At 36.7% G+C, this 23,786-nt stretch carries 15 protein-coding genes and 1 riboswitch; of the genes, 10 read left to right on the top strand and 5 right to left on the bottom strand.

Translation table 11 applies throughout. The annotated features are described in order from the left end of the window. Positions 1-21 precede the first annotated feature (21 nt). Together AC1Q6O_RS20145 and AC1Q6O_RS20140 are read right to left on the bottom strand one after the other, a co-directional pair. Positions 22-1,650 carry an ABC transporter substrate-binding protein gene (locus AC1Q6O_RS20145; protein WP_090003027.1) on the bottom strand — a complete coding sequence of 543 codons (1,629 nt, stop codon included), beginning with the start codon at positions 1,648-1,650 and terminating at the stop codon, positions 22-24. Between the two features lie 97 nt (positions 1,651-1,747). After that, positions 1,748-2,704 carry an ABC transporter substrate-binding protein gene (locus tag AC1Q6O_RS20140; protein ID WP_107922587.1) on the bottom strand — a complete coding sequence of 319 codons (957 nt, stop codon included), beginning with the start codon at positions 2,702-2,704 and terminating at the stop codon, positions 1,748-1,750. Positions 2,705-2,930: 226 nt separating this feature from the next. Between AC1Q6O_RS20140 and AC1Q6O_RS20135 the strand changes: the two genes are divergently transcribed. Next, on the top strand, positions 2,931-4,097 hold the full coding sequence (locus AC1Q6O_RS20135; RefSeq protein ID WP_107922586.1) for an MFS transporter: 1,167 nt from the start codon (positions 2,931-2,933) through the stop codon (positions 4,095-4,097). A 90-nt stretch (positions 4,098-4,187) separates the two neighbouring features. Then, positions 4,188-5,162: an AraC family transcriptional regulator gene (locus AC1Q6O_RS20130; protein ID WP_164908750.1), complete on the top strand. Its 975-nt coding sequence runs from the start codon at positions 4,188-4,190 to the stop codon at positions 5,160-5,162. Positions 5,163-5,198: 36 nt separating this feature from the next. On the opposite strand, the gene AC1Q6O_RS20125 is transcribed toward AC1Q6O_RS20130, so the two are convergent. Then, the gene (locus tag AC1Q6O_RS20125; protein WP_342531571.1) at positions 5,199-6,155 is read right to left on the bottom strand and encodes an ABC transporter substrate-binding protein; all 957 of its coding nucleotides are present in this window, start codon (positions 6,153-6,155) and stop codon (positions 5,199-5,201) included. Between the two features lie 99 nt (positions 6,156-6,254). Between AC1Q6O_RS20125 and AC1Q6O_RS20120 the strand changes: the two genes are divergently transcribed. The 4 genes from AC1Q6O_RS20120 (at position 6,255) to AC1Q6O_RS20105 (ending at position 13,024) form a co-directional block, all read left to right on the top strand. Further along, the gene (locus AC1Q6O_RS20120; RefSeq protein WP_089986919.1) at positions 6,255-7,820 is read left to right on the top strand and encodes an AraC family transcriptional regulator; all 1,566 of its coding nucleotides are present in this window, start codon (positions 6,255-6,257) and stop codon (positions 7,818-7,820) included. A gap of 100 nt (positions 7,821-7,920) precedes the next feature. After that, on the top strand, positions 7,921-8,865 hold the full coding sequence (locus AC1Q6O_RS20115) for an ABC transporter substrate-binding protein (protein ID WP_089986920.1): 945 nt from the start codon (positions 7,921-7,923) through the stop codon (positions 8,863-8,865). A 169-nt stretch (positions 8,866-9,034) separates the two neighbouring features. After that, complete coding sequence (locus AC1Q6O_RS20110) at positions 9,035-10,960, top strand: AraC family transcriptional regulator (RefSeq protein WP_492402053.1); 1,926 nt, start codon at positions 9,035-9,037, stop codon at positions 10,958-10,960. A 138-nt stretch (positions 10,961-11,098) separates the two neighbouring features. Further along, the gene (locus tag AC1Q6O_RS20105) at positions 11,099-13,024 is read left to right on the top strand and encodes an AraC family transcriptional regulator (protein ID WP_342550680.1); all 1,926 of its coding nucleotides are present in this window, start codon (positions 11,099-11,101) and stop codon (positions 13,022-13,024) included. Between the two features lie 98 nt (positions 13,025-13,122). On the opposite strand, the gene AC1Q6O_RS20100 is transcribed toward AC1Q6O_RS20105, so the two are convergent. Next, complete coding sequence (locus AC1Q6O_RS20100) at positions 13,123-14,415, bottom strand: hypothetical protein (RefSeq protein WP_089986923.1); 1,293 nt, start codon at positions 14,413-14,415, stop codon at positions 13,123-13,125. Positions 14,416-14,897: 482 nt separating this feature from the next. Here AC1Q6O_RS20100 and AC1Q6O_RS20095 point away from each other — a divergent pair, with 482 nt between their 5' ends. Then, positions 14,898-16,052, top strand: coding sequence for a response regulator (locus tag AC1Q6O_RS20095; RefSeq protein ID WP_089986924.1), 1,155 nt, complete (start codon positions 14,898-14,900; stop codon positions 16,050-16,052). 206 nt (positions 16,053-16,258) lie between these two features. Here the strand turns inward: AC1Q6O_RS20095 and AC1Q6O_RS20090 are convergent, their stop codons facing one another. Beyond that, positions 16,259-17,905 carry an S-layer protein gene (locus AC1Q6O_RS20090; protein ID WP_253734949.1) on the bottom strand — a complete coding sequence of 549 codons (1,647 nt, stop codon included), beginning with the start codon at positions 17,903-17,905 and terminating at the stop codon, positions 16,259-16,261. A gap of 254 nt (positions 17,906-18,159) precedes the next feature. On the opposite strand from AC1Q6O_RS20090, the gene AC1Q6O_RS20085 reads away from it, so the two are divergent. From AC1Q6O_RS20085 to thiC, 3 genes are all read left to right on the top strand, one after another. Continuing rightward, the gene (locus AC1Q6O_RS20085) at positions 18,160-20,262 is read left to right on the top strand and encodes a methyl-accepting chemotaxis protein (protein WP_090003034.1); all 2,103 of its coding nucleotides are present in this window, start codon (positions 18,160-18,162) and stop codon (positions 20,260-20,262) included. Positions 20,263-20,586: 324 nt separating this feature from the next. Next, positions 20,587-21,516, top strand: coding sequence for an AEC family transporter (locus tag AC1Q6O_RS20080; RefSeq protein ID WP_171365883.1), 930 nt, complete (start codon positions 20,587-20,589; stop codon positions 21,514-21,516). Positions 21,517-21,582: 66 nt separating this feature from the next. Next, a riboswitch (TPP riboswitch) is annotated at positions 21,583-21,697 on the top strand. Between the two features lie 145 nt (positions 21,698-21,842). Further along, positions 21,843-23,621, top strand: a complete 1,779-nt coding sequence (gene thiC / locus AC1Q6O_RS20075; RefSeq protein ID WP_171365882.1) for a phosphomethylpyrimidine synthase ThiC — start codon at positions 21,843-21,845, stop codon at positions 23,619-23,621. The last annotated feature ends 165 nt before the right edge of the window (positions 23,622-23,786 follow it).

The following is a 23,786-nucleotide window of genomic DNA, read 5'->3' as shown; positions in this document are numbered from 1 at the left end:
ATGTCACCCCTTGAATTTATATTACTTTGTAGTAATTAATAATCTCGGTAATGCGCCAAGTAACTTTTCTCTCGTAAAGGCATCGCTATAATTCCACTTTGTTGCATCTACTAAATATACGTGGTTTTTCTGTACAGCCTTGAGATCCTTCCAAATATCGCTATTCATTAATTCCATCGTGGCCATTTGCGAGTCGGGTTTATCCGATAAGAGCAGGAAAATTCGATCACCAACATACTTTGGTAAGTGATCTGTCGGTATTTCTTTATATCCATTGCCTGATTGAAGCAATTTTTTAACTTGCTGGTGAGGCTGAAATCCATCTGGATGAAAAAGAGCAGGGGATAGACCTGTACAGCCCATGACATAAAGGCGTTTACCATGATCAAAGGTCAAGACCGTTGCTGTTTCGCCCGGGTCTATGACTGATTGGAGCTTTTGCCACATTGATTTTTCTTGGACTTTATAGCGGGCTAGCCAATCTTCTGCTCGTTGTTGTTGGCTAAGCCATTGTCCTAATAGAAGGATGCGTTCCTCTAACGAATCCCAAGAATTTAAGGTAATAGTTGGAGCAATTGATGATAGTGCTTGATATTGCTGCTCATCATTATTTGTAAAGATAATTAAATCTGGATTTAGCTTCGAAGATTTTTCAAGATTAATGGGAAAGGCCACATCTTGAATAGAAGGAACATGGTTTTTATAAAAGGATTTACTAATAGACTTCTTGTCACCGCCTATTGGCTGAACATCAAAGATCAGCATATCCCCAAACGTTTCTCCGTGATAAATAATCCGGTGGGGGGCGGATGGGATCATGACTTCATGTCCAGTCCAATCTTTTACCACTGTTCGTCGCCTATATTGTCGTGCAAACTGTTTTGGCGGAATACCGATCACCTGTCGGAAGCGGCGATTAAAATAATATTCATCATCAAATCCAACTTGTTGTGCAATATCCTTTAATGGCTCATTAGTTTGTAGTAATAATTCCTTTGCGTTTGTAAGACGTAATTCTGTAATATAATCTAGCGGCTTCTTCCCTGTTAAAGTTTGAAAGATTGTACTATATTGCCATTGGGCGATATGAGCAAGTTCAGCTAGCATCTTAACTGTTAAAGGCTGTTGATAATATTTATGTATATAGTTGATCGTTTCCTCGACTGCCTTCGTCATAGTTAATTGGACATTTCTATGAAGCTGATGTTCAAATAATAAATGTAATAGTTCATATAAAACGCCTTGCTGTTTAAAATAATCCGATTTGGTCTTTAATTGATATAGATCTTCTGTAAGACGGATAAACCGTGTATTCGGATAAACGGTATGCTCCACTTCAGCAGAAAAAATAGGCCCTAGATAAGGAGAAGGTAGCTCCTGTTGTAGCTGGAAAGCTGTAAAGGTTATTTTATAGAAACAGAATTCATTTGTTAGAGCCGATAAATCGATCATGGAATGAGGTTGTATAAGAAAAATCTTTCCTTTGGTCACCAAATAGGGATTGTCATCTATCGTTAATGTCCCACAGCCATCCGTAAAAAGTATCATCGTATGGTGTGATGGGCAAATAAAAGGGTAGCTCTGTGAAATACAGTCAATATCTACTAAATGAAATAATAAATTATGACTAAAAGAATGATTGTCTTCCATTTATTCACGTCCTTGCTAAATGAAAATGATTATCAATTAACTTTATTGTATAAAAAGTAAAGAGACATTTCAACAAAGATGAAATGTCTCTTTAAATCTATTTTTTTAACATAGTAGGTAATTCTGTTAATAACCATTCTCTAGTTGAGGCATCGCTATCACTTTTCTGAATATCAATCGTGTATACATGCCCATTTTTAACCGCAGGTAAGCTTTTCCAAATAGGGCTGTCCATCATTTCTTTTGTCGATTGTTTCGCTTCATCAGTTACTGGCGTTAGGATGAAAATTCGATCGCCAGCATATTCAGGAAGAAGCTCTGTAGAGATTTCAGCAAAGCCTGTTCCATCATCAAGTATTTTTTGAATCTTATCACCAGGCTTAAGAACATTTGAATCGTATAAAACTTGAGAAAGCCCTGCACGTGCCATTACAAATAATCGATCTCCTGGGTAGTATGTTAATACAGATGCAGTTTCATCTGGTTTAACAGTCCCAACAGCCACAAGCGACTCCCACATTTTATCCGCCTTATCAGTATAATCCTCTATCCATTGAGCTGCTTCTTCTTTTTTATTAAGTATATCGCCCAGTTCCGTTAAACGTTGGTTCAATGGGGCGAACGTATCAAACACTATAGTTGGAGCGATTTTAGAAAGCTGGGAATATGTCTTTTCATCAGATGTACCAATAATAATAAGGTCTGGCTTTAATGATAATGTTTGCTCTACATTAATCGGAAAACCAACGTCCTCTACATCTTTTACACGATCTTCCCAAGCATAATCAGTAATCCATGAGAATCCTGCACCAACTGTTTTGATATTTAATGCAAGCACATCCCCGTATCCTTCGCCATGATAAACTACTCTCTCAGGATTCACAGGGATTTCTACCTCATGACCTAAATAATCCTTATAAATACGTGTTGTCGGTTCTGCCGTTGCTGTCTCTTTTCGATTAGTCTCTTCATTGTTAGAACCACAAGCAGCCAATAGGACTCCAACCAGTAGTAAGAGGCTACAAATGAGCATATGTCGGTTTAATTTTTTCATATCTTTTCCTCCGTAATTGATAATCATTATCATAAGTTAGCATAATTTAAACCTTATCTTAGAACAATGGACAAACTAAATATAGGTCATTGAGGTTTATCCAAAAATCGCATTGATGATGTTTTACGACAGAAATTAAAATCCGTTTGACCGTATTATCATCCTTTAATCGGTAGAAAGTTAACCTTTTATTACACTATGATTCAACAATGAAAGGGGTTTAAGGATGAAAAAATTTTGGGTGTTCGTCATAACAGGTATGTTATTAATCGTCACGACTACAGGATTTGCTCGTATGTCATATGGTATTATTTTGCCTTTTATGCAGGAAGAAATGAGCTTCACAACCTCTCAATCTGGTTCTCTAGGTACGATATTATTTTTAGGTTATTTATTTACTGTAGGTATGTCAGGAATACTTACAATGCGTATTGGTGCAAAAAAAGTTCTATTAGTAGGAGGGGGCTGTGTCGTTTTAGGGTTAACGAGTCTAGTGTTCGTCACTAATTTTGGGTGGGCTGCTATTTCACTGTTTTTTGTCGGAGCAGGAAGTGCACTTGTGTATACACCATTATTATCGATAGCTGTTAGTTTATATCCCAAGAAACGAGGGATAGTGATGGGGCTGTTAATGAGCGGCGCTGGTATTGGGATGCTATTATCCGGTTTACTCGTACCATTTATGCTACAGCATTTTCCTGTATCAGGTTGGCGTGGAACTTGGCTAATATTCGCGTTTTTGACGGTGATTGTAATGTTGCTGGCTTTTTGGACCATAAAGCAACCGCATACTTCTAAAAAGGATATTACACAGGAACACATTGCGGTATGGCGCAGTAAAGGACTGTATATAATAGCAGGAATTTATTTTGCAGTAGGTCTTGTCTATCTCATACCAAATATATATCAAACAAGCTATATGATGAATCTTGGTATGTCCAGTGCAACGGCAGGTACTGTGTATGCCATTGCAGGGATTGTTTCGATTGGAGGTGCACCGTTCTGGGGAATGCTAGCAGATAAAATGGGTGTTAAAAAGGCATTAATAATAGCATTACTATTATCGGTCGTTGGAGATTTATTGCCTATTATGTTAGTTAACATTAGAGGATTTATAGTATCCTCTATAATTTGGGGATCATCACTTGGTGGTGTGCTGGTGTTAATACAAATGAAAGCCAGTCAAGAAGTGTCTCCTCAGAATGTTGCATCGGCTATTGGTTTTATTTCTATTTTTTATGCAGTGGGTCAAATGATAGGACCAGGCTTAGCTGGCTGGTTGATTGAGTATTTTGGTGGATTTTCAGTTGCATATGGCTTTGGAGCGATTATTTTCTTTTTATGTATAGTACTCGTATGTACATTGGTTGAAAAACAGAATGAAGAGGTATAATGTCATAGCTTAAAGATTGGACTTAGGTTATACTTTAGATAATTAATGATAATAATTCTCAATTGAAGTGCTAAGGAGATGGTGAACTCTATGAATGTGGACTTTCATCAAAATTTCACTCAATTTTTTCAGGCATTAAATGTACTAAAGCCACAGGAAACGTCCATACATTATATGGAATTCCAATCAACAATGAAGGAAGGGGCAATTCATCGTTTCTTGCCCCGTACAGATTTAGAAGTGGTTATATCAGATTATTCATTTCATCAAGACTATCAAATGAATATTTTAACAACGAAGCCAATGGTAGAAATAAGCTACTGCTTGCAGGGAACACGAAGAGTTCACATTTCTAATTGTGAATATAGGGTAAAGGCAGGGACATGCACACTGCAATTGATGGAATCTATAGAGGCAAATTTTTTATTTAATAAAGATGAGTCTTATCAGATGGTCAGTATTGGTATACCTGTAACAACGTTTAACCATTACATGAAAAAAATCAATGAGTATGATGGTGCTTCCAGCAGATTTTCAAGGATTCTTCGTGGGTCTCCTTATCGCTTGTTTCAAGAGAAAATAAACCCACCAGACTTGCTTATGGTGAAACAGCTTCTAGAAGCGATAGCAGCTAATCAGATAACTAATTTGCAATTAGAAAGCATAGCTTTACAGCTTTTAACAAGTACATTTCAGTCCTTTTTCCCTCAATCCATAAACCCGGTGGAATTCTCACGTGACGATAGAAACAAACTTTTTCAAGCACAAGCTATCATGGTTGAGAATATGATGAATCCTCCTTCTTTAATGGAGCTGTCTCGTTTAATTGGTTTAAATGATTTTAAGCTGAAAAAAGGCTTTAAAGAGATGTATGGTACAACAGTGTTTGGCTATTTACGTGAGAAGCGTTTGGAGCAGGCAAGTTTATTATTACAAAACGGAACCATGAATGTTATGGAAGTAGCTAATGCAGTGGGCTATTCTAATCCAAGTCATTTTGCTGAGGTGTTTAAGGAGAAATATGGGGTGAGCCCTCGAGACTTTTTAAAATATCGAACACAATAAAACCCTTCAGCATGTAAGGTAGCTGAAGGGGTATTTTTACTTAGCGATACTATTTAACACATTTTCAATGATTTGGCGATTAGCAATGGCCCCAGAATATAACCAGCTTGAGCTTTGGTCAAACTCATAAACATGGCCATTTTTAATGGCAGGTATATTTGCTAGGAGAGGATCATTTAGTAATGTAGAGCTGCCTGCCCGATCACTGTTAATAACAAAGAGATAGTCAGCATCTATTTGTACGAATTTTTCTAAAGATACTTGTGACCAATCACCAGCAGCAGAGGCGGATACTTCTTTCACTAGGCTAGGTGTTTTCAGCCCAAGATCCTCATAAAGAACAATACCACTCGAGGCTGTATCACTTACCATATAAATTGTATTGTTAATATTCCAGATGACAGTGGCTGAAGGGTTCCCCACCTTTTTGTGAATATCCTCTTTTGCCTCTTTAGCAAATTGATCATAATCTGTAAGAACTTCCTTTGCTTTATCTGTTTGATCGAAAATTTCTCCCACTTTCAGAAGCTTGTTACGCCAATTGTTATCTTCTGTTCCCATTACATATGTAGGCGCAATTTTCCTATATTGCTCGTATTTTTCACCTTCTGCGATTTCAGATGAACCAATTACAATTAAATCTGGATTAAAGCTTGTAACAGCTTCAAAGGGAAGATCAAACTCAATTGTTGGAATGTCCTTTAATGATTCCTGAAGGTAGTCTTGAATAGATGTCCCACCTTTTACTGACCATTGTGCTACTGGCTTAATGCCTAAAGCCACGAGGTGATCTTCTAGATAGGGAGCAATGATACGTTGAGGACTTTCGGAGACCGTTACTTCATGACCTAAAGAATCTGTTAACACGCGATTTGAATGATTAACTTTAGCCTTATCTGCTGAGGGAGATGATTGATTTCCACATGCAGCTAAGAGCATCGAAAAAAGGAGAATACCTGTGAATAAGGAATTCTTTTTAAAAAAATTTGTCAAAGCTAAAAGCCTCCCAATTCAATTGATTTCTATTATTCTATTCCATTATAATGAAAATGATAATCAATATCAATTAAGAGCTTAGGAGATAGAACTAGAATGTATAATGATAATCAGTTACTGTCCCATGTTTTTTATCAACCTATTCAAATTATGAAATTAGAAGAACTATTTTGTGCCAAAAAAGATCAGTCGGCATACCCTTTTATCATTGTACTTTATGAGGGTAATGCCTTGTGTACGCTACAAGGTAGGAAGCTTCAGCTTAGCTCAAATTCTGTTATGTTTGTGGATGATGTGGACGATTTCCATCTACTTAAAGCAAGCGGAAGTATAGGGGTTGTCATTCAATATCGTGCCTATGGCCCCAAATTGGTTAGTTTATTACAAGACACCACTTTAATGGAACATTGCTCATATCGTCTCATGGATTTAGTCAAGGAGATAGAAAGAGAAGCGAAAATTACAGTTGAAAGTAATCCGTTTCGTTTACAAAAACTATTTGGTGAAATGTTAGAAGAACTGTACCACCATTTACGTACTCACAAACAACAAGAAGATTTGTGGATTGATAGGGTACTTAATTATATGAATCTACATTTCAATGAAGACTTAACAAGAGAGCAAATGGCTGAAAAAGCACAGGTAAGTCCCGAACATTTTTCTCGTACGTTTCATAAGCACACTGGATATACGTATAGCGAATATTTAACATTATTAAGAATAAGGGAATCTCAGAAAAAACTATTATTAGGGATGCCAAAATTAGATGATTTAGCCCAAGTAGTAGGCTACAGAGAGGGGACCTATTTAAGCCGGAAATTTAAAGAAATTGTCGGTGTATCGCCTACAGTTTATTATCAAAAATCGAAGCGTCTCATTGTACTCAATGCCAATCATACTGCCTGCTTACTGGCATTAGGTATTACGCCAGTGTTAGGGGTGTACTCCCCATTTTTAGAGAATATCAAGTCTGTTCCTTCCTCACAGAAATTGAAGGGCTATGAGTATGATATTACTTCAAATTATAAAGAGATAGCCGTAGCATGTCCAGATGTCATTATTAACTACAGTGGTGGCAAAGAAAAACAATCTTTACTGTCTTTAGCCCCTATATTCGAGCTGCCATGTAGACAGTTAAGTTGGCGAGAGCAATTTGAGCTTATTGCCAATTTAGTAGATAGACGAGAAGTGTATAATCATTGGCTTCAGCAATATGATGACCAGGTAGCTCAATGCAATCAACTTCTTGATCGACAGCTTGGGGCAAGGGGTACTGCTATTGTTTGGGAAATAGGTAGTCAAGCAGCTTATTGTCTAAATAGCAGTCATGGAAGGGGGAGTCATATATTATACGAAGATTTAGGGTTTAGTAGACCAGATGAGATTGTCACACATAATATAGAAAAAACAGGGTATTTAACAGTAGATATTGAAGAAATCGTTCATTTTCCAGCTGATTATATATTTGTAACGGCTCTTCCTACAAAAGATTTCGGAAAAGAGTGTCTATTAACTGTATTACACTCAGAAAAATGGCAGTCACTTGCGGCTGTGCAAAAGAAGCAGGTGTATTTTATTAATCAGTATGAATTATTTTATGGATATGACCCTTTATCTACAGCAGCTCAATTGCAAAAACTGATGGAAGTACTGACATCATAAAATTACAGGGCAATACATCACTTTCATGCATAGACAGATATTTGTCATTCTTCTACAATTATTGAGAATGATTATCAATTAATGTGTATGGAGGGAAAAAATGCTTAAACAAAATAGAAAATTCTTAACGCCACTGTTTCTTCTATTACTTCTACTGTTAACGGCTTGTGGAGAAAAGGAAAAGACCGCTAGTCCAGCTACAGAACAAGATACTAAAGAAGCAGAGACAAAAACGATTCAGACGACAAATGGTGAGATTGTTATTCCGACTAATCCACAACGTATTGTAGCAGAGGAATATATTGCGAGTTTACTTGTATTGGACGTCAAACCAGTGGGAGCCCCTGGGCTAGCTCTTAAAAACTATTATTTAAAGGAAGCATTGAAAGGTGTAGAAGATATCGGTGTATATGGGAAACCGTCGACTGAGAGGATTTTAGGACTCAAACCGGATTTGATTATTACTGGTAATGGAGAAAACTATGATGCTTTAAGTAAAATTGCTCCAACTGTAGTTATCCCATACGGGGAATTGAAAAATGCACATGAGGAGCTTACATATTTCGGTGAGTTACTTGGAAAAGAGCAAGAAGCAAAGGATTGGCTCTCCCAATATGATCAAAAAATTGCCGATGCAAAAGCACAGGTAGATGCGATTATTCCAGAGGAAGCGAGTTTTTCCATTATTGAAGATGCAGGCAAATCTATTTATGTTTATGGTGACAACTTTGGACGTGGAGGACAGCCAGTTTATCAGTCATTTGGTCGAAAGCCACCTGCAAATGTAGCAGAAGAAATTATGGAAAAGCAGTGGGCTGAGATTTCCGAAGAGATACTAGCAGATTATGCAGGAGACTACATTATTTTAACTTCAAATGATAGAACTGTTGAAGATTTTAAGAAAGATCCAATATGGGGCAGCCTGCCAGCTGTAAAAAATGATAATCTTTATGTTTGGCCTGAGGAACGTTCATGGTATTATGACCCAACAGCAGTCTTGGCGCAAGTTGAGGAATTAACAAATTGGCTAACGAATAAAAAATAGTAGAAAATGGTGATTGATTATTTAGTTTAACCGTCTCAATTAAGAAACTTATAGAAGCATCTTTCCTAGTGAAGATGCTTCTTTTTATTATTACATTTTTAGATATTATTGAGAATGTTTATCATTTATAATATTTACAAGGGGGCCATTCTATTATTTGACTTGAAAGGTGTGTATACAAACAGTGAATATAGATGATCATATCCTTCTGTGGAAGTCTGCTACTATCCAAGTGTTTGATATACGGTATATCAAGATACATGGTGATGAGCAGCCTAGCTCATTTCGTTTACCAGCTAGCGGTTTCCTGTACGCTATCAAAGGGAAAGCTAATGTAATATTAGACAATAAATCTTATATGATAGAAAGTTTTAATATAGCGCATGCTGGCAAAGGAAGCTGCCTACATATTAGTGCTGTAGAAGATAGTTTAGAGTACTACTTAATTCTCTACAAAGCGACGTTGCCTATTACATCTAGAAAAGGCATGCTAGCGCTATGGGAAAGGGAAAAACCTGTTCAGCTTCAATATGCTTTTCAAGTTACAAATGCACTCACATTACAGGAAAAAATAGAAACTATGCATCGAGAGTGGCTCAAACAGAACAATATAGGGCATTTCCATGTCAAATCACTTTTCTACCAAATTATTTATGAACTTTTGCAGCAATTACATCAACAGCATGTCAATGTTCAACAGCCAGATCCTGTGGAGCAAATTCAAAATTATATAGACGAATATTACAATCTACCGATTACTCGAGAATCACTTGCCCAAATGTTGAATTATAGTGTGCCCTATATAGCTAAGCAATTTAAACAAAAGACGGGTAGAAGTATTATTGATTATCTTATTCAAATAAGAATTCAAAAAGCGCGGCAGTTATTAATACATACAACTTTAAGCTTGCAAGAGGTTGCTTCGAGTGTTGGCTATGAAGATGTTTCTTATTTTATCCGTATTTTTAAAAAGCACAGTGGTCTAACCCCCATGAAATTTAAGCAGCAACCAAAACAACATAAATCGTATCGTCCTATGTATCGGCTTTCTTTGTCTAATGATAAAAAGTGGATACAACATTATATTGATAATGATAATTATTATCAATATAAACAAAAAGGAGATTTACTGATGAATAAAAAGACAAAGTCCTCTATGATGACGACTTTATTGCTATGCTTCACTTTATTGCTAAGTGCATGTTCTGGTAGTGCTATGAATACTACCAATAATGTGGAGACAAAGGCGGCAACCAATCAGGCTGCGGAAGTGCAGTCCACAACGAAAATCGTTTCTACTGTGAAAGGGGATGTAGAAATTCCAGTTGACCCGAAACGTGTCGTAACGGATACGTACCCTGGTTTTTTATTGACCTTGGGCATAAAACCAGTAGGTACACAGGAGCTTTATATGAAAAGCCCTTATTTAAAAGACCATAACGAAGGAATTACTTATTTTGAGGATTCCCTTGAAGCCGTAGTAGATTTGAAGCCAGACCTTATTATTACAGGTGATGAAAAGAAATATGAAGCCTTTTCTAAAATAGCCCCTACTGTTTTAATACCGTTTACTTTAGAAATGGATGAGACATTGGAGGAGTTTAGTAGAATATTAGATAAAGAGGAAGAAGTGAAGGCATGGTTAGATGACTATCATCAAAGAGTAGCAAAAGCCAAACAAACCGTTCAAAATATTATAAGCAAGAATCAAACTGTTACTATTTTAGCTGGCGGGGCAAAAAATGATATAACATTATACGGTAATGGTTATACAGGGCGGTCATTTTATGATGGGCTTGGACTAACGCCGCCATCAAAAGTAATAGATGATATTGATCCTGAAAAGCCTTGGTTGCAATTATCCCCTGAATTACTTACAGAATATGCAGGTGATTATATTTTTATGGCAGTTGATAAAGCAACAGAAACATATGATTATAAAAGTGAACCTGTTTGGAAAACACTTGATGCTGTACAAAATGATCAAATTTTCGAAATAGATGGATGGAGTTTCTGGTTTTCAGATCCAATTTCTATACTTGGGCAAATCGAAGAAGTAACGGAAATGATAGTCCAACAAGTTAAAAGAAAATAAAGATAAGTTCAAAATCACTCTAGCCTTGTATTGCCAGAGTGATTTTTCTATTAATATCTATTTATTAAAAAATATAATTGAGAACTATTATCAATTATAATAAACTTGGAGTAGCTGAATGGAAAGGAATGATAAAGAATGCTACCTGATGAGGAGTTTCTATTTCTTTGGAATCATGCCACGACAAAAATACTAGATATACGTTATGAGCTATTCAAACCTGAGGAAATTGGTAAATTGTATAAATTACCTGCTAATATGTTTCTTTATGCTACAGGAGGTAGTGCAGATATCTATATAGACTTAAACAAATATACACTAGAGGGCTTTCATCTTATCCACAGTGGGAAGGGCTCTACTCTGCAAATCATGGCTAAAGATAAAGGGTTTGAATACTATATGGTATTCTATCGAGCCTTTATTCCTTTAACTTCTAATAAAAGGGTAGTAGCGGCCATGTATAGAAATAATCCTTTCAAATATCAATACGGTTTTGTACCAAGCTCACCTGTTACTATGTTCGAAAAAACACATCAAATGTATAGTAAATGGAAAAATGCCAGTAATCTAGATAAATTTACAGTTAAATCACTATTTTATCAATTTTTAAATGAAATTTTTATACAGTTAGATCAAGAGAGTCTCGACATCCCAAAGTTGAATGTCTCTTATCAAATTCAAGCATACATAGAAGAAAACTTCGCAAAACCATTGACGTTAGACACAATTGCCAAGGCATTACGTTATAGTCCATCACATTTATCTATTCAATTCAAGCAACAGATAGGCTGTAGTCCTATTGAGTATTTAATTCAGCTAAGAATCGGAAAGGCGTCCACTTTGCTTGTGGAGACAGATGCTAGCTTACGTGATATAGCTATGAGCGTCGGCTATCATGATGTTTATTATTTTAGTAGACTATTCAAAAAAAGAGTAGGGATCTCACCCATAAAGTTTCGTCAAAAAGAACAAATAGATCGTCTAGTAAAAGATAGTCCTTCAATGTCTGAAAGATACTCCATTGTCGATTGGAACTTCCAAGATTATATTGAGAATGGTTATCAATATAAAGGGAGGAAGTATGAATCAATGAATAAAAGAGGAGTATCAACTATTGCAACACTTTTTCTATGCTTAACACTTTTATTAAGCGCTTGTAGCAACGGAACATCTACGAATACGGGGGGCGAGGGAAATAAGACCTCTGTTGCACAAACAGCAATTAAATCACAAACAAAGGTTGTATCCACTATTAAAGGGGACGTTGAAATACCCGTTAATCCTGAGCGAGTAGTTGTGATGTATTATACTGGTGACGTCCTAGCATTTGGTGTAACACCTGTGGGTTCTTCTAAGATACAGGAGGGCGCTGCATTTGAGGAGGAATTAAAAACAGTCGAAAGTTTAGGTGAATGGTTTGAGCCGAATGTTGAGGCAGTGATTCAATTAAAGCCGGATGTCATCATTATTCCAAAGAATGAAGAACTATATGGCCAGATGAAAAAAATAGCTCCAACTATTGTGATAGATGACGCCACAACATCTTTAGATCAACGTTTAGAAAAAATTGGTGAAGTGCTGGGGAAAGAGAAAGAAGCAAAAGATCTTTTGACTAATTTTTATACAAAAGTAGAAGACAGTAAAGAACAGCTAAAAGCGGTGGGTGTATTAGATAAAACAGTTAGTATTATGGAAGGCGGCAAAGGGAAAATGTCAGTTGTAACAAGTTATACCTTTGGACGTGGTTCTCAAGCATTGTATGAATATTTAGGAATGCGTGCGCCAGAAATTATTCAACAGAAAATAGATGATAAGAATAATACTCAGGAGGCGATAGATGTATCCTTAGAAGTATTAACGGAGTATGCAGGAGATTATGTTTTTCGTTCATCGTATGAAGGGATGGTAGATTTAACTGACCATCCAGTTTGGTCCGCTATTCCAGCTGTTAAAGAAGGCAGACTTGTGGAAATTGATTTTGGTTTTTGTTACTACAATGATATATATTCATTAACTAAACAGCTTGATTTCATTGTAAATCGTCTATTAGCTACAGTAAATTAAATAAATGGTGCCTCATAAATGGACAACAGGTTAAGGGGGCGCTTTAAGAAAGCACTAAAGAAACCTTTGAAATGGGTATCTTTAGTGCTTTAAAATGTTTAATTTCTAATGATTTGGAATGTCCCAGGTGTCATTGTTGGGATAATATGACGGTTTCCACTAACGATATAGTCGGCTGGTACTTGCTTGCCAAAGTCATTTAAGTGGTTGATCGATGAGTTTGCTGATAAACCTTCAATAATAATCTCCATGTTCGCATCGAATGTAACTTGCTTTTTATTTAATGTAGCCTGAAGAGTAATGCGATCTCCCCTTTTTGTTACTTGAATGTCGATTACACCTTCATCTTCATTGATTAATGTATAAAGTGGCGGAATAATAATTGTTATTTTATCCTTTGTTGTTAAAATAAAGCGTTCTGTATCAATCTCGGAATCAGAAACATTTATTTTGGCTTTATAAATATTCTTGCTTTTCGTCATAGCCGTTGTTTTACCTGGTATAGCTACCATATCTGATAGTACAGGTGTTTTAGGGACGTTCCCTTTTGAAGGGAGTGTATATTTCCCTTGGACAAAATCAACCAAAGTCCAAACATTTGGCACGAGTTGCTGCTGTACAGGTGTTAGAGCTTCAAAAGCCGTCTTTACTTCTTGTACATCCTGCGGAGTAGAGGTTTTTGGTGATAGAGCTGCAATGGCACTTTCTACAGCCTTAGCAGCAGCCTTATCCTTCAATACAAGTTGTTCAGCGTCAAGTAGAAGTTGTTCAACCCCAGTAGGTAAAGAAACATATGAAAACCTACGTAAGGCATATAGCTCTGCTCGAGCATCAGCTACATCTTTATGGAAAGTTGGACGAGATGAATTAATTAGTTGAATTTTATTTACTACTTTATCAACTGATGTATTAGGCGCAATATATGATGTTAATATTTTTTGCGCGGCTGCACTTACAAAAGTTTTTTGTGCTGCATTTAAGGTATTATACCAATCTCTTGTTTCCATGACATTTTGATAATAATTAACAGCTGTAGATTCTACTGAATATAACTTTTCCTCAATTTGTGCTGCCAGTTTACGGTAAGAAATCCTTGTCTGTTGATGTGCTGACAATGTGGAATAGTTTGTTACATACTGTTTTTCCAGCTCTGTTAGTGCATTGTAGGCCTTAAGTGCTGCCTCCAAATTTACTTGGAAGGTAGAGGTTGTGTAGTTAATATTGTTAATCAATTGTATAACATTTGACACGTTAGAATTGTAGTAAGAAGTGCTGTATATGTATGCCACGCTTGGTTGTCCAGTCACATTAGCAGCAGATGCTGGTGCACTATAAAGGAGCGATGGGACTGCCACTAAAGACAGCAGAGCTAATTTTTTTTTATTTTTCATACTATGAGATGCCTCCTAATTATATTATTCGAAACGGAAATCTATCCAATATATGGGGTTGTATCAATTTTATCATAGCCTGGGATTTTTTTATGCATTTTTTGGCCGAATAGGTAGATTGGTTATGTGTTTTTAGTGAGAGTATATAACTTCAGTACCTATTTAAACGGCATCAAAAAAGAATTGTTTTGTTGTGGGACAAGTACTACCGGATAATAATGGGCTGTAATGACCGAAAATCATCTGACAGAGAGAATATAAAAATGAGCGGTTAGGCCAGTTTATTTTAATTTTTTTATGGTAAATAATAGAAGTTATGAATAGTTAAAATATGGTTTTTTTGGAGGCGTGCTCTTTTTTATCCTATATCAGTAGATGTCTACAAATTGGATTATTTATCCTTCAAAAGTAATGCTATCTCTCAATTTTTTAGAAAAATAAACGATAATAAGTAAAGGAGTAGTTTTTAAGGAGGAGTAATAATGAGAATCGTGCTAGTAGATGATGAATATTTATCAATAACGAGATTAAAAACCTTGCTTGAAGAAAGTAAGGTTCCAGGGATAGAAGTAGTTGGAGAATACACCGATTCTCTAAAAGCGATGGATGAGATACAGAGTATACAACCAAGTGTTGTATTTTTAGATATAGTCATGCCGGATATGGATGGTTTAGCACTGGGGGAGAAAATTCAAGAATTATTGCCAGATGTAGAGATTGTTTTTACAACAGGGTTCGATCAATATGCTTTAGATGCCTTTAATTTACATGCTGTTGATTATTTATTGAAACCCATACAAATTTCACGTTTAGAAAAGACATTGGATCGTCTTGAACAGATCAATAATAAACACAAAAAAAGTTCAATGAACTCTACAATTATTAATCTATTTGGCGGGCTCCATGTCGTATCGCCAGACGGCCAAACACAAATTTTAAAATGGCGAACATCCAAAGCGAAAGAGTTATTTGCTTACTTACTTAATCACCGTGATGAAATTATATATCGTGATACCATTTTAGAGTTATTTTGGCCAGAGTCTGATAGAGATAAAGCATCGAAACAACTTTATACGGCCATTTATACAATACGTCAAACATTAAAAAACTATGGGCTGGAAGGTGTGCAAATTTCAAGTCCATTGCTCAATTCAGGCTATAAACTTTTGTTGGAACAAACTGTTGTAGATGTAGAACAATGGCTGTCTAGCTTGAAAGCTTTACCTTCACTAGAAAAGTCAACCGTGGATCAGCATGAACAAGTATTCCAAATGTATACTGGTGATTATTTAGGCGATTGTGATTATCTATGGGCAGAAAGTGAGAAAGAGCGTTTAAGGCGACTATGGTTACATCATGCCCATCAGCTTAGTGAATTTTATATAACAAATGAAAACTATTCAGCTGCTATTAAGGTACAGGAAACAGTTCAAGCTCTTTTTGCAGGTGAAGAGGAAAACTATTTCATCCTGATGAAACTTTACGATTTACTGAATAATGTAGCGGCTGTTGAGGAGCAATACTTACTGTTAAAAAAAGCGCTTCAGGAGCATTTGGCGGTGGAACCAAGTGAGGAAATTGAGAATTGGTATAAAAGATGGAAGCAGACCAATGCGCTAACGCACATGAATGTTTAACTATATAGAATAATGATTATAAAAAGGACTCTTGCAGTTTGCAGAGTCCCTAGATTGAAATAAAAGCCATTGAGAAGTTAACGCAAGCTCGATGATATAGTTGTTCCTAGTTTTCGTCCTAACAGGTTTATGAAACTCATTGATCAAACGTTATATTCATTGATTTGTTTTGTCAGCATCATTGTTTTATTTCAAGCTGAAAGAATTTAATCTTTCCCTTTTTTATACTGGCCTTTATAGGTTGAAATAGCGGTGTTTAAATAATTAATGACATATGAGACTTCGTAGTCAGAGAAATAATTATTAGATAAAAACGTTTCAGCGTATGATACGGCCGAGTCGAAAATGTACCATTCCATATACGTTGTCCAATTGGTATTAGATGATAAACCTGATCCATCCTCTGAAACAGTCACATACATCCCTTTTGCCTGATTAACAAGCGTTTGTAAGCTGTATTTATTACCATAATAATAATTATTATTATACTTATAAGCACTCTTATAAGTCCAAATAGCATTGTTTAAGTTATTGATAGCACTCGTAATATCAGTTTGAGTAGCGTAATAATTATTAACAACTGCTTGAGCAGCTGAAACTGCGGAATCTATAGCGTTCCTCTCAGCTTGCGTTGTCCATGGATTATTATGGTAAACATCTGAGCCCCACGAAACCGTTACATACTGAATTGAATTGATTAAAGATTGAAGAGTAGCTTTATCGCTATTGCCGTAGCCATAGCCATATTTTAAGCCGTACTTTTGAGCAGTTTGATAGACGGATAAAGCATTTCTGTATTGTGTAATAGCATTCTTTACTTGTTCTTGTGAGGCGCTATTGTTGTTTGCTACAGCTTTGGCGCTGGCCACAGCAGAATCAAAAATATTACGATCAACCTGCATTGTCCATTTGTCAGTTGTTAAAATATCGTATCCATTTATAGAAACCTGTACGTAAGGGGGGGATGCTAGTAGCGTAGTTAGCTCTTTTTTATCAATAACAGGTAGGGTAACGGATACGCTTTTATTGTCTACTTGTACTTTACCCACCTGGTGTCCAGAATTTAATGCTACTTTTGTTCCGCCTTTGACAATGATTTGTTCAATTTTGCCCTCGCCGAAAAGGTTGAAGTTTTCCTCTACATTGATCGTTAGCTTTTCCACATTTGCCTTCAACTCAAAAGTAGGAACTTTACCTCCTATATCAATTTTAGAAAGCGCTTGGTCAGAAGATATATTCACCTTCGTACGTGCTACATTGATAGTAGATGATTTCATATCTCTTAGCGTAACATACAGCCAGTCATTCTTCTTTATAATTAGTGGTTTTAGTGTAATCGTATCGCTCACAGAAACGTCATCAAGTGTAATAGCTTTTTTTACTCTGTTTGTAATGATTAGCTGACCATCAATCGTAATGTCTTGTATGTTTACATAATCTGCGTTCACAGTAACATCACCAGAAACATGAGCGTCACCCCCATCAAAATATACTGATTTTTTACTCGTACCAGCTTTATTTAATGTTAATGATGTCACATCAATAATTTGCTTGTTTTTTACGACAATGGTGGCCGATGCATTCGTTAATGCTGTTTTGTTTGAATGATCAAAAAGGGGCTTTAAATCATTGTGGATTCTAAATGTACCGTTTGTTGTAATGACCGTATCATTTGTAATGTTTTTAATCGTTACGGCATTGCCGACCACTTTTTTTGTTGCTGCAACTTGAAACTGTGCTTCATATAAGCTTGATTGATTTAGGGAAGAAGAGGCTTGTGCAGTAGCCACTGGTAATACTAGTGTCGCTGTCATAGCCGTGGCTATTAATGTTGATAGCGCTTTATTTGTCATGCAAGTCACTCCAATCATTTTATCTAATAGATAATATAGCATATTTTACTATAATTTAGTATTTTAAGTGTATGTTTTACTAATTGTTGCAACTTGAATGAGTCATAAGTACTTTGAAATATATAAGAAAAATCTATTAATATGCCTGTATTTTTATCTATAATTATGTAAATTTCTACTTTATTCGCTAAATATTTTATTGAGATACGACCTTCCATCCATTATGATTATTTATAAAAGTGGGGGTGTTTGTGATGAAGAAATCAAGAGGAATTGCATTGAAACTATCTTCCCTAATAATAGGATTGTTTCTAGTATTATTTTTATCCTATACAGTGACAACGGGGATGATTATAAAAAAGCAAAGTGTTAAAGATGCAGAGTATGGAACATTGCAAACGGCTGAATCATCAGCGGCTATTATGAGCGAGCGCTTTAAAAAAGCCAATACAACATTACAAACAACGAAACGGATCGTTGAAAGTATGGAGAAGAATAAGACGCTATCTACCAAAGGTGTTTTAGACATCATGGAAAATAATTTAGCCAATAATGATGATTTATTAGGGGTAGGAGCTATCTTTGAACAGAATTCTCTTATTGTAAACCCAAATGATGAGGCTACATTGGTAGATTCCAAAAAACGTTTTGGACCATACTTAAGTAAAAATGGTAATGAAATAACGACCACTCTTATTGAAGGTGTTGATGATAAAAATGTATCCCAATGGTACTGGGTGCCAAAAGAAGAGGGACGGACCGTTTTAACGGAGCCCTATGACTATAGTGTAAACGGTCAAACCGTACTAATGACCACAATTTCTGTACCATTAGTCAATGCTTCAGGGAAGTTTTTTGGTGTATTGACGGCGGATGTATCGATTGATTATTTAAATGAGCTGACAAAGTCTGTTGCTCCGGAAGGCGGCTATGCGGCAATTATTACAAATAACGGTGTACTAACAGCTAACAGCTTCGGTAAAGAGCTGGATGGGCAAAATATGCAAGACGACCCTGCTTGGACAAGCATAAGTAAGACAATGGAAAACGGCGAGCTAACAAGTATGTACATAGAGTCTAATGAACTAAAGGATCAAGCTTATAATGTGTTTGCTCCAATGATTTTAGAGGACATTGACGAAACTTGGACCGTTCAAATCGTATTAGCTGAATCAAAAATTTTAGAAACATATAACCATGTATTTATATATACGATTATAGCATCCATTATAATGGTAGCCTTGATGACTGCTGCAAGTGTACTATTTATTTACAAACAGTTAAAGCCGCTCAAGTTTTTACGTGCTTCAATTGAAACAGCAGCAGCAGGTGATTTAACACAAATGGTAGAGGATAAATATATTAAACAAGATGAAATTGGGGCAGTCGCATTGGCCTATAATAATATGTTGGATAAAACTAATAGTGCTATTAAAGCGGTGTTAAACTCCACGACTCTATTGAACCAATCTTCTAACCAGGTACATGAGGCGTTTAATGAAATCGTGTCCTCTAGTCAAGAGGTATCAGTAGCCATTAATGAAATTGCACAGGGTGCATCGAAGCAATCAGAGGATACTGAAGAAACGAACTATCGTATGATGGATTTATCGGATCAAATAGACGCTATTACTGCGCTTTCGAATGAAATGGACGATTTATCCAACAAGACAAATGTGACAACAGAAAAAGGCATGCAAGAGGTTCTAAGTTTACATGAACATAATATAGAGACGAATGAGATGAACAGCCGTATTCAGCAGCAAATGGAATCGCTAGCTTCTAATATTGCCAATATTAATCAAATTATTGCCTCCATTCAAAGCATTACGGAGCAAACTAATCTATTAGCTTTAAATGCAAGTATTGAGGCTGCACGAGCTGGTGAGCATGGAAAAGGTTTTGCTGTCGTGGCGGAAGAAGTAAGAAAGTTGGCAGAGCAATCAAAAACTGAAACAGAAATTATTAAAAGCACGGTAGAAAGTATTTTAGAAAATTCTCAGCAAACAGTTGCAGTCATTGCATCAAATGCAGACTTAATGCAATCTCAAAATGAGTCCGTACAAAGCACGCAATTGGCCTTTAAAGATAATAGTGATTTGTCACGTGCAATTGCAACTTCTATTAGTGAACTAATGACACAGTTGTCTACTATGTTAGAGCATAAAAATCAAGCGATTATGTCCATTCAAAGTATATCGGCTATATCAGAGGAAACAGCGGCCTCTGCTGAGCAAGTAAGTGCCTCTGCAATGGACCAACAAGCAGAATTGCAAAAAGTGGCAGAGTCTATGCAAAATATGAATGATATCTCTAATGAACTGCAAGAGGTAGTTAATCTATTTAAGCTTGCGTAAAGAAAAAGGCTACCTAAAATCTAAAGGTAGCTCAGACTGTTGATAAAAGGAATCGAGAAGTTCATGCTCGATTCCTTTTTCATTTTTACTTCATGAAAAATAATTCTTTGCTGCCTAATCATACATGGCCATGAATGAGTTTTGGTAATTCTTACATTGTGTACATTGTTCTCGTTCATTGATTTGATTTTTTGAATCTTTTCAACCATAGGAACAAGGCGCGCCCCGTCCGTAGTGGAAATCAACGGTTTTAATTATGAAAGTAAGTGTCATTGACCAAGTGCATGATCGACACTACTATTAAAAGGGAGGGGGGACATCAATATGGTGTATCTTGGAATGATTTTCTTTCAAATTGTCGCACCTATTTTAGTATTACTTGTACTAGGTGCTATTCTACAAAAGAAATTTCGCTTTAATTTAAAAGCATTATCACAGCTTATTACATATTGTTTTATGCCAGCCGCTGTATTTATTAATTTATATGAGACGAATATAAAGCTGTCTGTTCTAGGAGAAGTCGGATTGTTTGTTGTACTTTTTATCGGTAGTCAAATGCTGCTTAGTCACTTTTTAGCGAAAGGGCTTGGCCTCGCCAAAACTGAGGCGGCTGTTTTTAAAAATAGTGTAGTACTCATTAACTCTGGGAACTATGGGATTCCGGTAGCTCAAATGATTTTTGCCACTCAACCTATTGGTGTAGCCATCCAGGTTATACTCGTTATCTTTCAAAACATGACAACATATACGTATGGTTTATATAATTTAATTTCCTCTACTAAATCGGGCATGGCGATTTTTAAGGACTTTATAAAAATGCCTATTATTCACGCTTTAATAATCGGTGTGGGCATGAATTATTTTGATATTGGCATTCCGCAGTTTATTAAAATACCAATAGACCATGTAGCAGATGGTTTTATTGCCGTTGCATTAATCACGCTAGGCGCCCAATTGTCTCAGATGGAGATCAAAACGATGTTTAATAAAACAGTATTCGTCAGCTGCTTCACGCGATTATTTATCGGACCAGCCGTGGCTTTAGTCATTATCTATACGCTGGGTTTAGATGGGGTTGTGGCACAATCATTATTTATAGCAAGTGCTTTTCCCACATCCCGCAACAGTTCAAGTCTAGCATTAGAGTATGATGTAGAGTCGGCAACAGCTGCACAAACCGTTTTATTCTCAACCATTGTGAGTTGTATAACGGTCACGATTGTGATTTATATTGCGGATGTAATGTTTACCTAATAGAAAATATTTAAATGATAACTTCCATCTCTTAGCAATATCTGCTACACTAGCATCAAACTGAATAGTATTAACTAGGGGGGTCTGATGAGTCAGGCTGAGAGGGAAACGCATAGAGGTTTCTTGACCCTTTGGACCTGATCTGGCTCATACCAGCGTGGGAAAGTTAAGAAGCTATTGCCTATTACGTGCAATCAATAGACCCTTTACATTCATGGCCGGATCCAATTATTATTTTGGATTCGGCCTTTATTTATTTTATTTGATTGTTGGGTGAGCTAGATTCGGTCCTTGCCTATAATATATTTAAGGGAGAGAAGTAGCTCATGTCAGCAATTAGTGAAAAGAACATTACGATTATGTCTAACTTTGAAGGAAGTAAAAAGGTTTATGTGGAAGGATCTCGTCCAGATATATTAGTACCAATGCGTGAAATTGCATTAAGTCCGACGACTGGTAGCTTTGGAGATGAAGAAAATGCCCCGATTAGAGTGTATGATACGAGTGGACCATATACAGATCCGGCCTTTCGTGTGGATATTACAAAAGGCTTACCTGCTTTACGAAGTCCTTGGATACAAGAGCGAGGGGATGTTGAGGAATACGGAGGACGTACGATTAAACCTGAGGATAATGGTTTTCGTCGTGCTGATGATCCACGTATCCATGAAAATGTCTTCCCGGAATTGGTGAGAAAGCCTTTACGTGCAAAGAAGGGTAGAAATGTCACACAGCTTCATTATGCTAGAAAGGGAATTATTACACCTGAGATGGAATTTGTAGCGATACGCGAAAATATGGACCCAGATTTCGTACGTTCAGAGATTGCAGCAGGCCGAGCTATTATGCCTTCCAATATTAATCATCCAGAGGCAGAGCCAATGATTATCGGTCGTAATTTCCATGTGAAAATTAATGCGAACATTGGAAATTCAGCCGTATCATCCTCGATTGCAGAGGAGGTCGAAAAAATGACATGGGCTACACGCTGGGGCGCTGATAATATTATGGATCTATCAACTGGCAAGCATATTCATACAACGAGAGAATGGATTATTCGAAATGCTGCAGTACCCGTTGGGACAGTACCAATTTATCAGGCATTAGAAAAAGTGAATGGTGTGGCTGAGGATTTAACGTGGGAGGTGTACCGTGATACGCTTATTGAACAAGCGGAGCAAGGGGTAGATTATTTCACTATTCATGCAGGTGTCCTTTTACGTTATGTCCCTCTTACCGCAAACCGTGTAACGGGTATTGTGTCTCGGGGTGGGTCCATTATGGCGCAGTGGTGCTTATACCATCATCAAGAGAACTTCCTCTATACTCATTTTGAGGAAATATGCGAAATTATGAAAGCTTATGATGTAGCCTTCTCATTAGGAGATGGCTTACGCCCAGGGTCAATCGCGGATGCTAACGATGAAGCACAATTCGCGGAGCTGGAAACATTAGGCGAATTAACGCAAATCGCATGGAAGCATGATGTTCAAGTAATGGTGGAAGGGCCAGGTCATGTTCCAATGCATTTGATTAAAGAAAATATGGACAAGCAATTAGAGGTTTGTAAGGAAGCTCCCTTCTATACATTAGGTCCATTGACAACAGATATTGCGCCAGGTTATGACCATATTACATCTGCTATTGGAGCGGCGATGATTGGTTGGTTTGGAACTGCTATGCTCTGCTACGTGACACCGAAGGAACATTTAGGTTTACCTAATAGGGAGGATGTTCGAGTAGGGGTTATTACTTATAAAATTGCTGCACATGCTGCAGATTTAGCAAAGGGTCACCCAGGTGCACAGCAACGGGATGATGCACTGTCAAAAGCGCGTTTTGAGTTCCGCTGGCGCGATCAATTTAACCTTTCTCTTGATCCAGAGCGTGCAGTAGAATATCATGATGAAACATTGCCAGCAGAAGGAGCCAAAACGGCTCATTTTTGTTCAATGTGCGGGCCTAAATTTTGTAGCATGAGAATTTCCCAGGATATTCGTAATTATGCTAAAGAAAAGGATTTAAATACAACAGAAGCCATCCATGAAGGTATGAGGGAAAAGTCAGCGGAGTTTAAAAAGGCAGGTAGTCAAATCTATCAATAATAATAGTGCGAGGCTTGTGTTTATTTACTAGACACAAGCCTTTTTTTATGTTGGTTTCACAACTTAATAGGGGAGATGAATAAAAGTAATATATGCATTTGCAAATAGAAGTGAACGCTTGAACCTAGACGAATACAAAAAAGCTCCACGTGAATTATACATTCA

It is taken from the genome of Lysinibacillus sp. GW823-FHT06C08 (assembly GCF_058795135.1).
This window is presented reverse-complemented; position numbering and strand designations above follow the sequence as displayed.

Coding starts and splice junctions, on each gene's coding strand:
- AC1Q6O_RS20145 (WP_090003027.1), bottom strand. CDS start 1,650: ATGGAAGACAATCATTCTTTTAGTCATAATTTATTATTTCATTTAGTA.
- AC1Q6O_RS20140 (WP_107922587.1), bottom strand. CDS start 2,704: ATGAAAAAATTAAACCGACATATGCTCATTTGTAGCCTCTTACTACTG.
- AC1Q6O_RS20095 (WP_089986924.1), top strand. CDS start 14,898: ATGAGAATCGTGCTAGTAGATGATGAATATTTATCAATAACGAGATTA.
- AC1Q6O_RS20105 (WP_342550680.1), top strand. CDS start 11,099: ATGCTACCTGATGAGGAGTTTCTATTTCTTTGGAATCATGCCACGACA.
- AC1Q6O_RS20080 (WP_171365883.1), top strand. CDS start 20,587: ATGGTGTATCTTGGAATGATTTTCTTTCAAATTGTCGCACCTATTTTA.
- AC1Q6O_RS20130 (WP_164908750.1), top strand. CDS start 4,188: ATGAATGTGGACTTTCATCAAAATTTCACTCAATTTTTTCAGGCATTA.
- AC1Q6O_RS20090 (WP_253734949.1), bottom strand. CDS start 17,905: ATGACAAATAAAGCGCTATCAACATTAATAGCCACGGCTATGACAGCG.
- AC1Q6O_RS20085 (WP_090003034.1), top strand. CDS start 18,160: ATGAAGAAATCAAGAGGAATTGCATTGAAACTATCTTCCCTAATAATA.
- AC1Q6O_RS20135 (WP_107922586.1), top strand. CDS start 2,931: ATGAAAAAATTTTGGGTGTTCGTCATAACAGGTATGTTATTAATCGTC.
- thiC (WP_171365882.1), top strand. CDS start 21,843: ATGTCAGCAATTAGTGAAAAGAACATTACGATTATGTCTAACTTTGAA.
- AC1Q6O_RS20100 (WP_089986923.1), bottom strand. CDS start 14,415: ATGAAAAATAAAAAAAAATTAGCTCTGCTGTCTTTAGTGGCAGTCCCA.
- AC1Q6O_RS20120 (WP_089986919.1), top strand. CDS start 6,255: ATGTATAATGATAATCAGTTACTGTCCCATGTTTTTTATCAACCTATT.
- AC1Q6O_RS20115 (WP_089986920.1), top strand. CDS start 7,921: ATGCTTAAACAAAATAGAAAATTCTTAACGCCACTGTTTCTTCTATTA.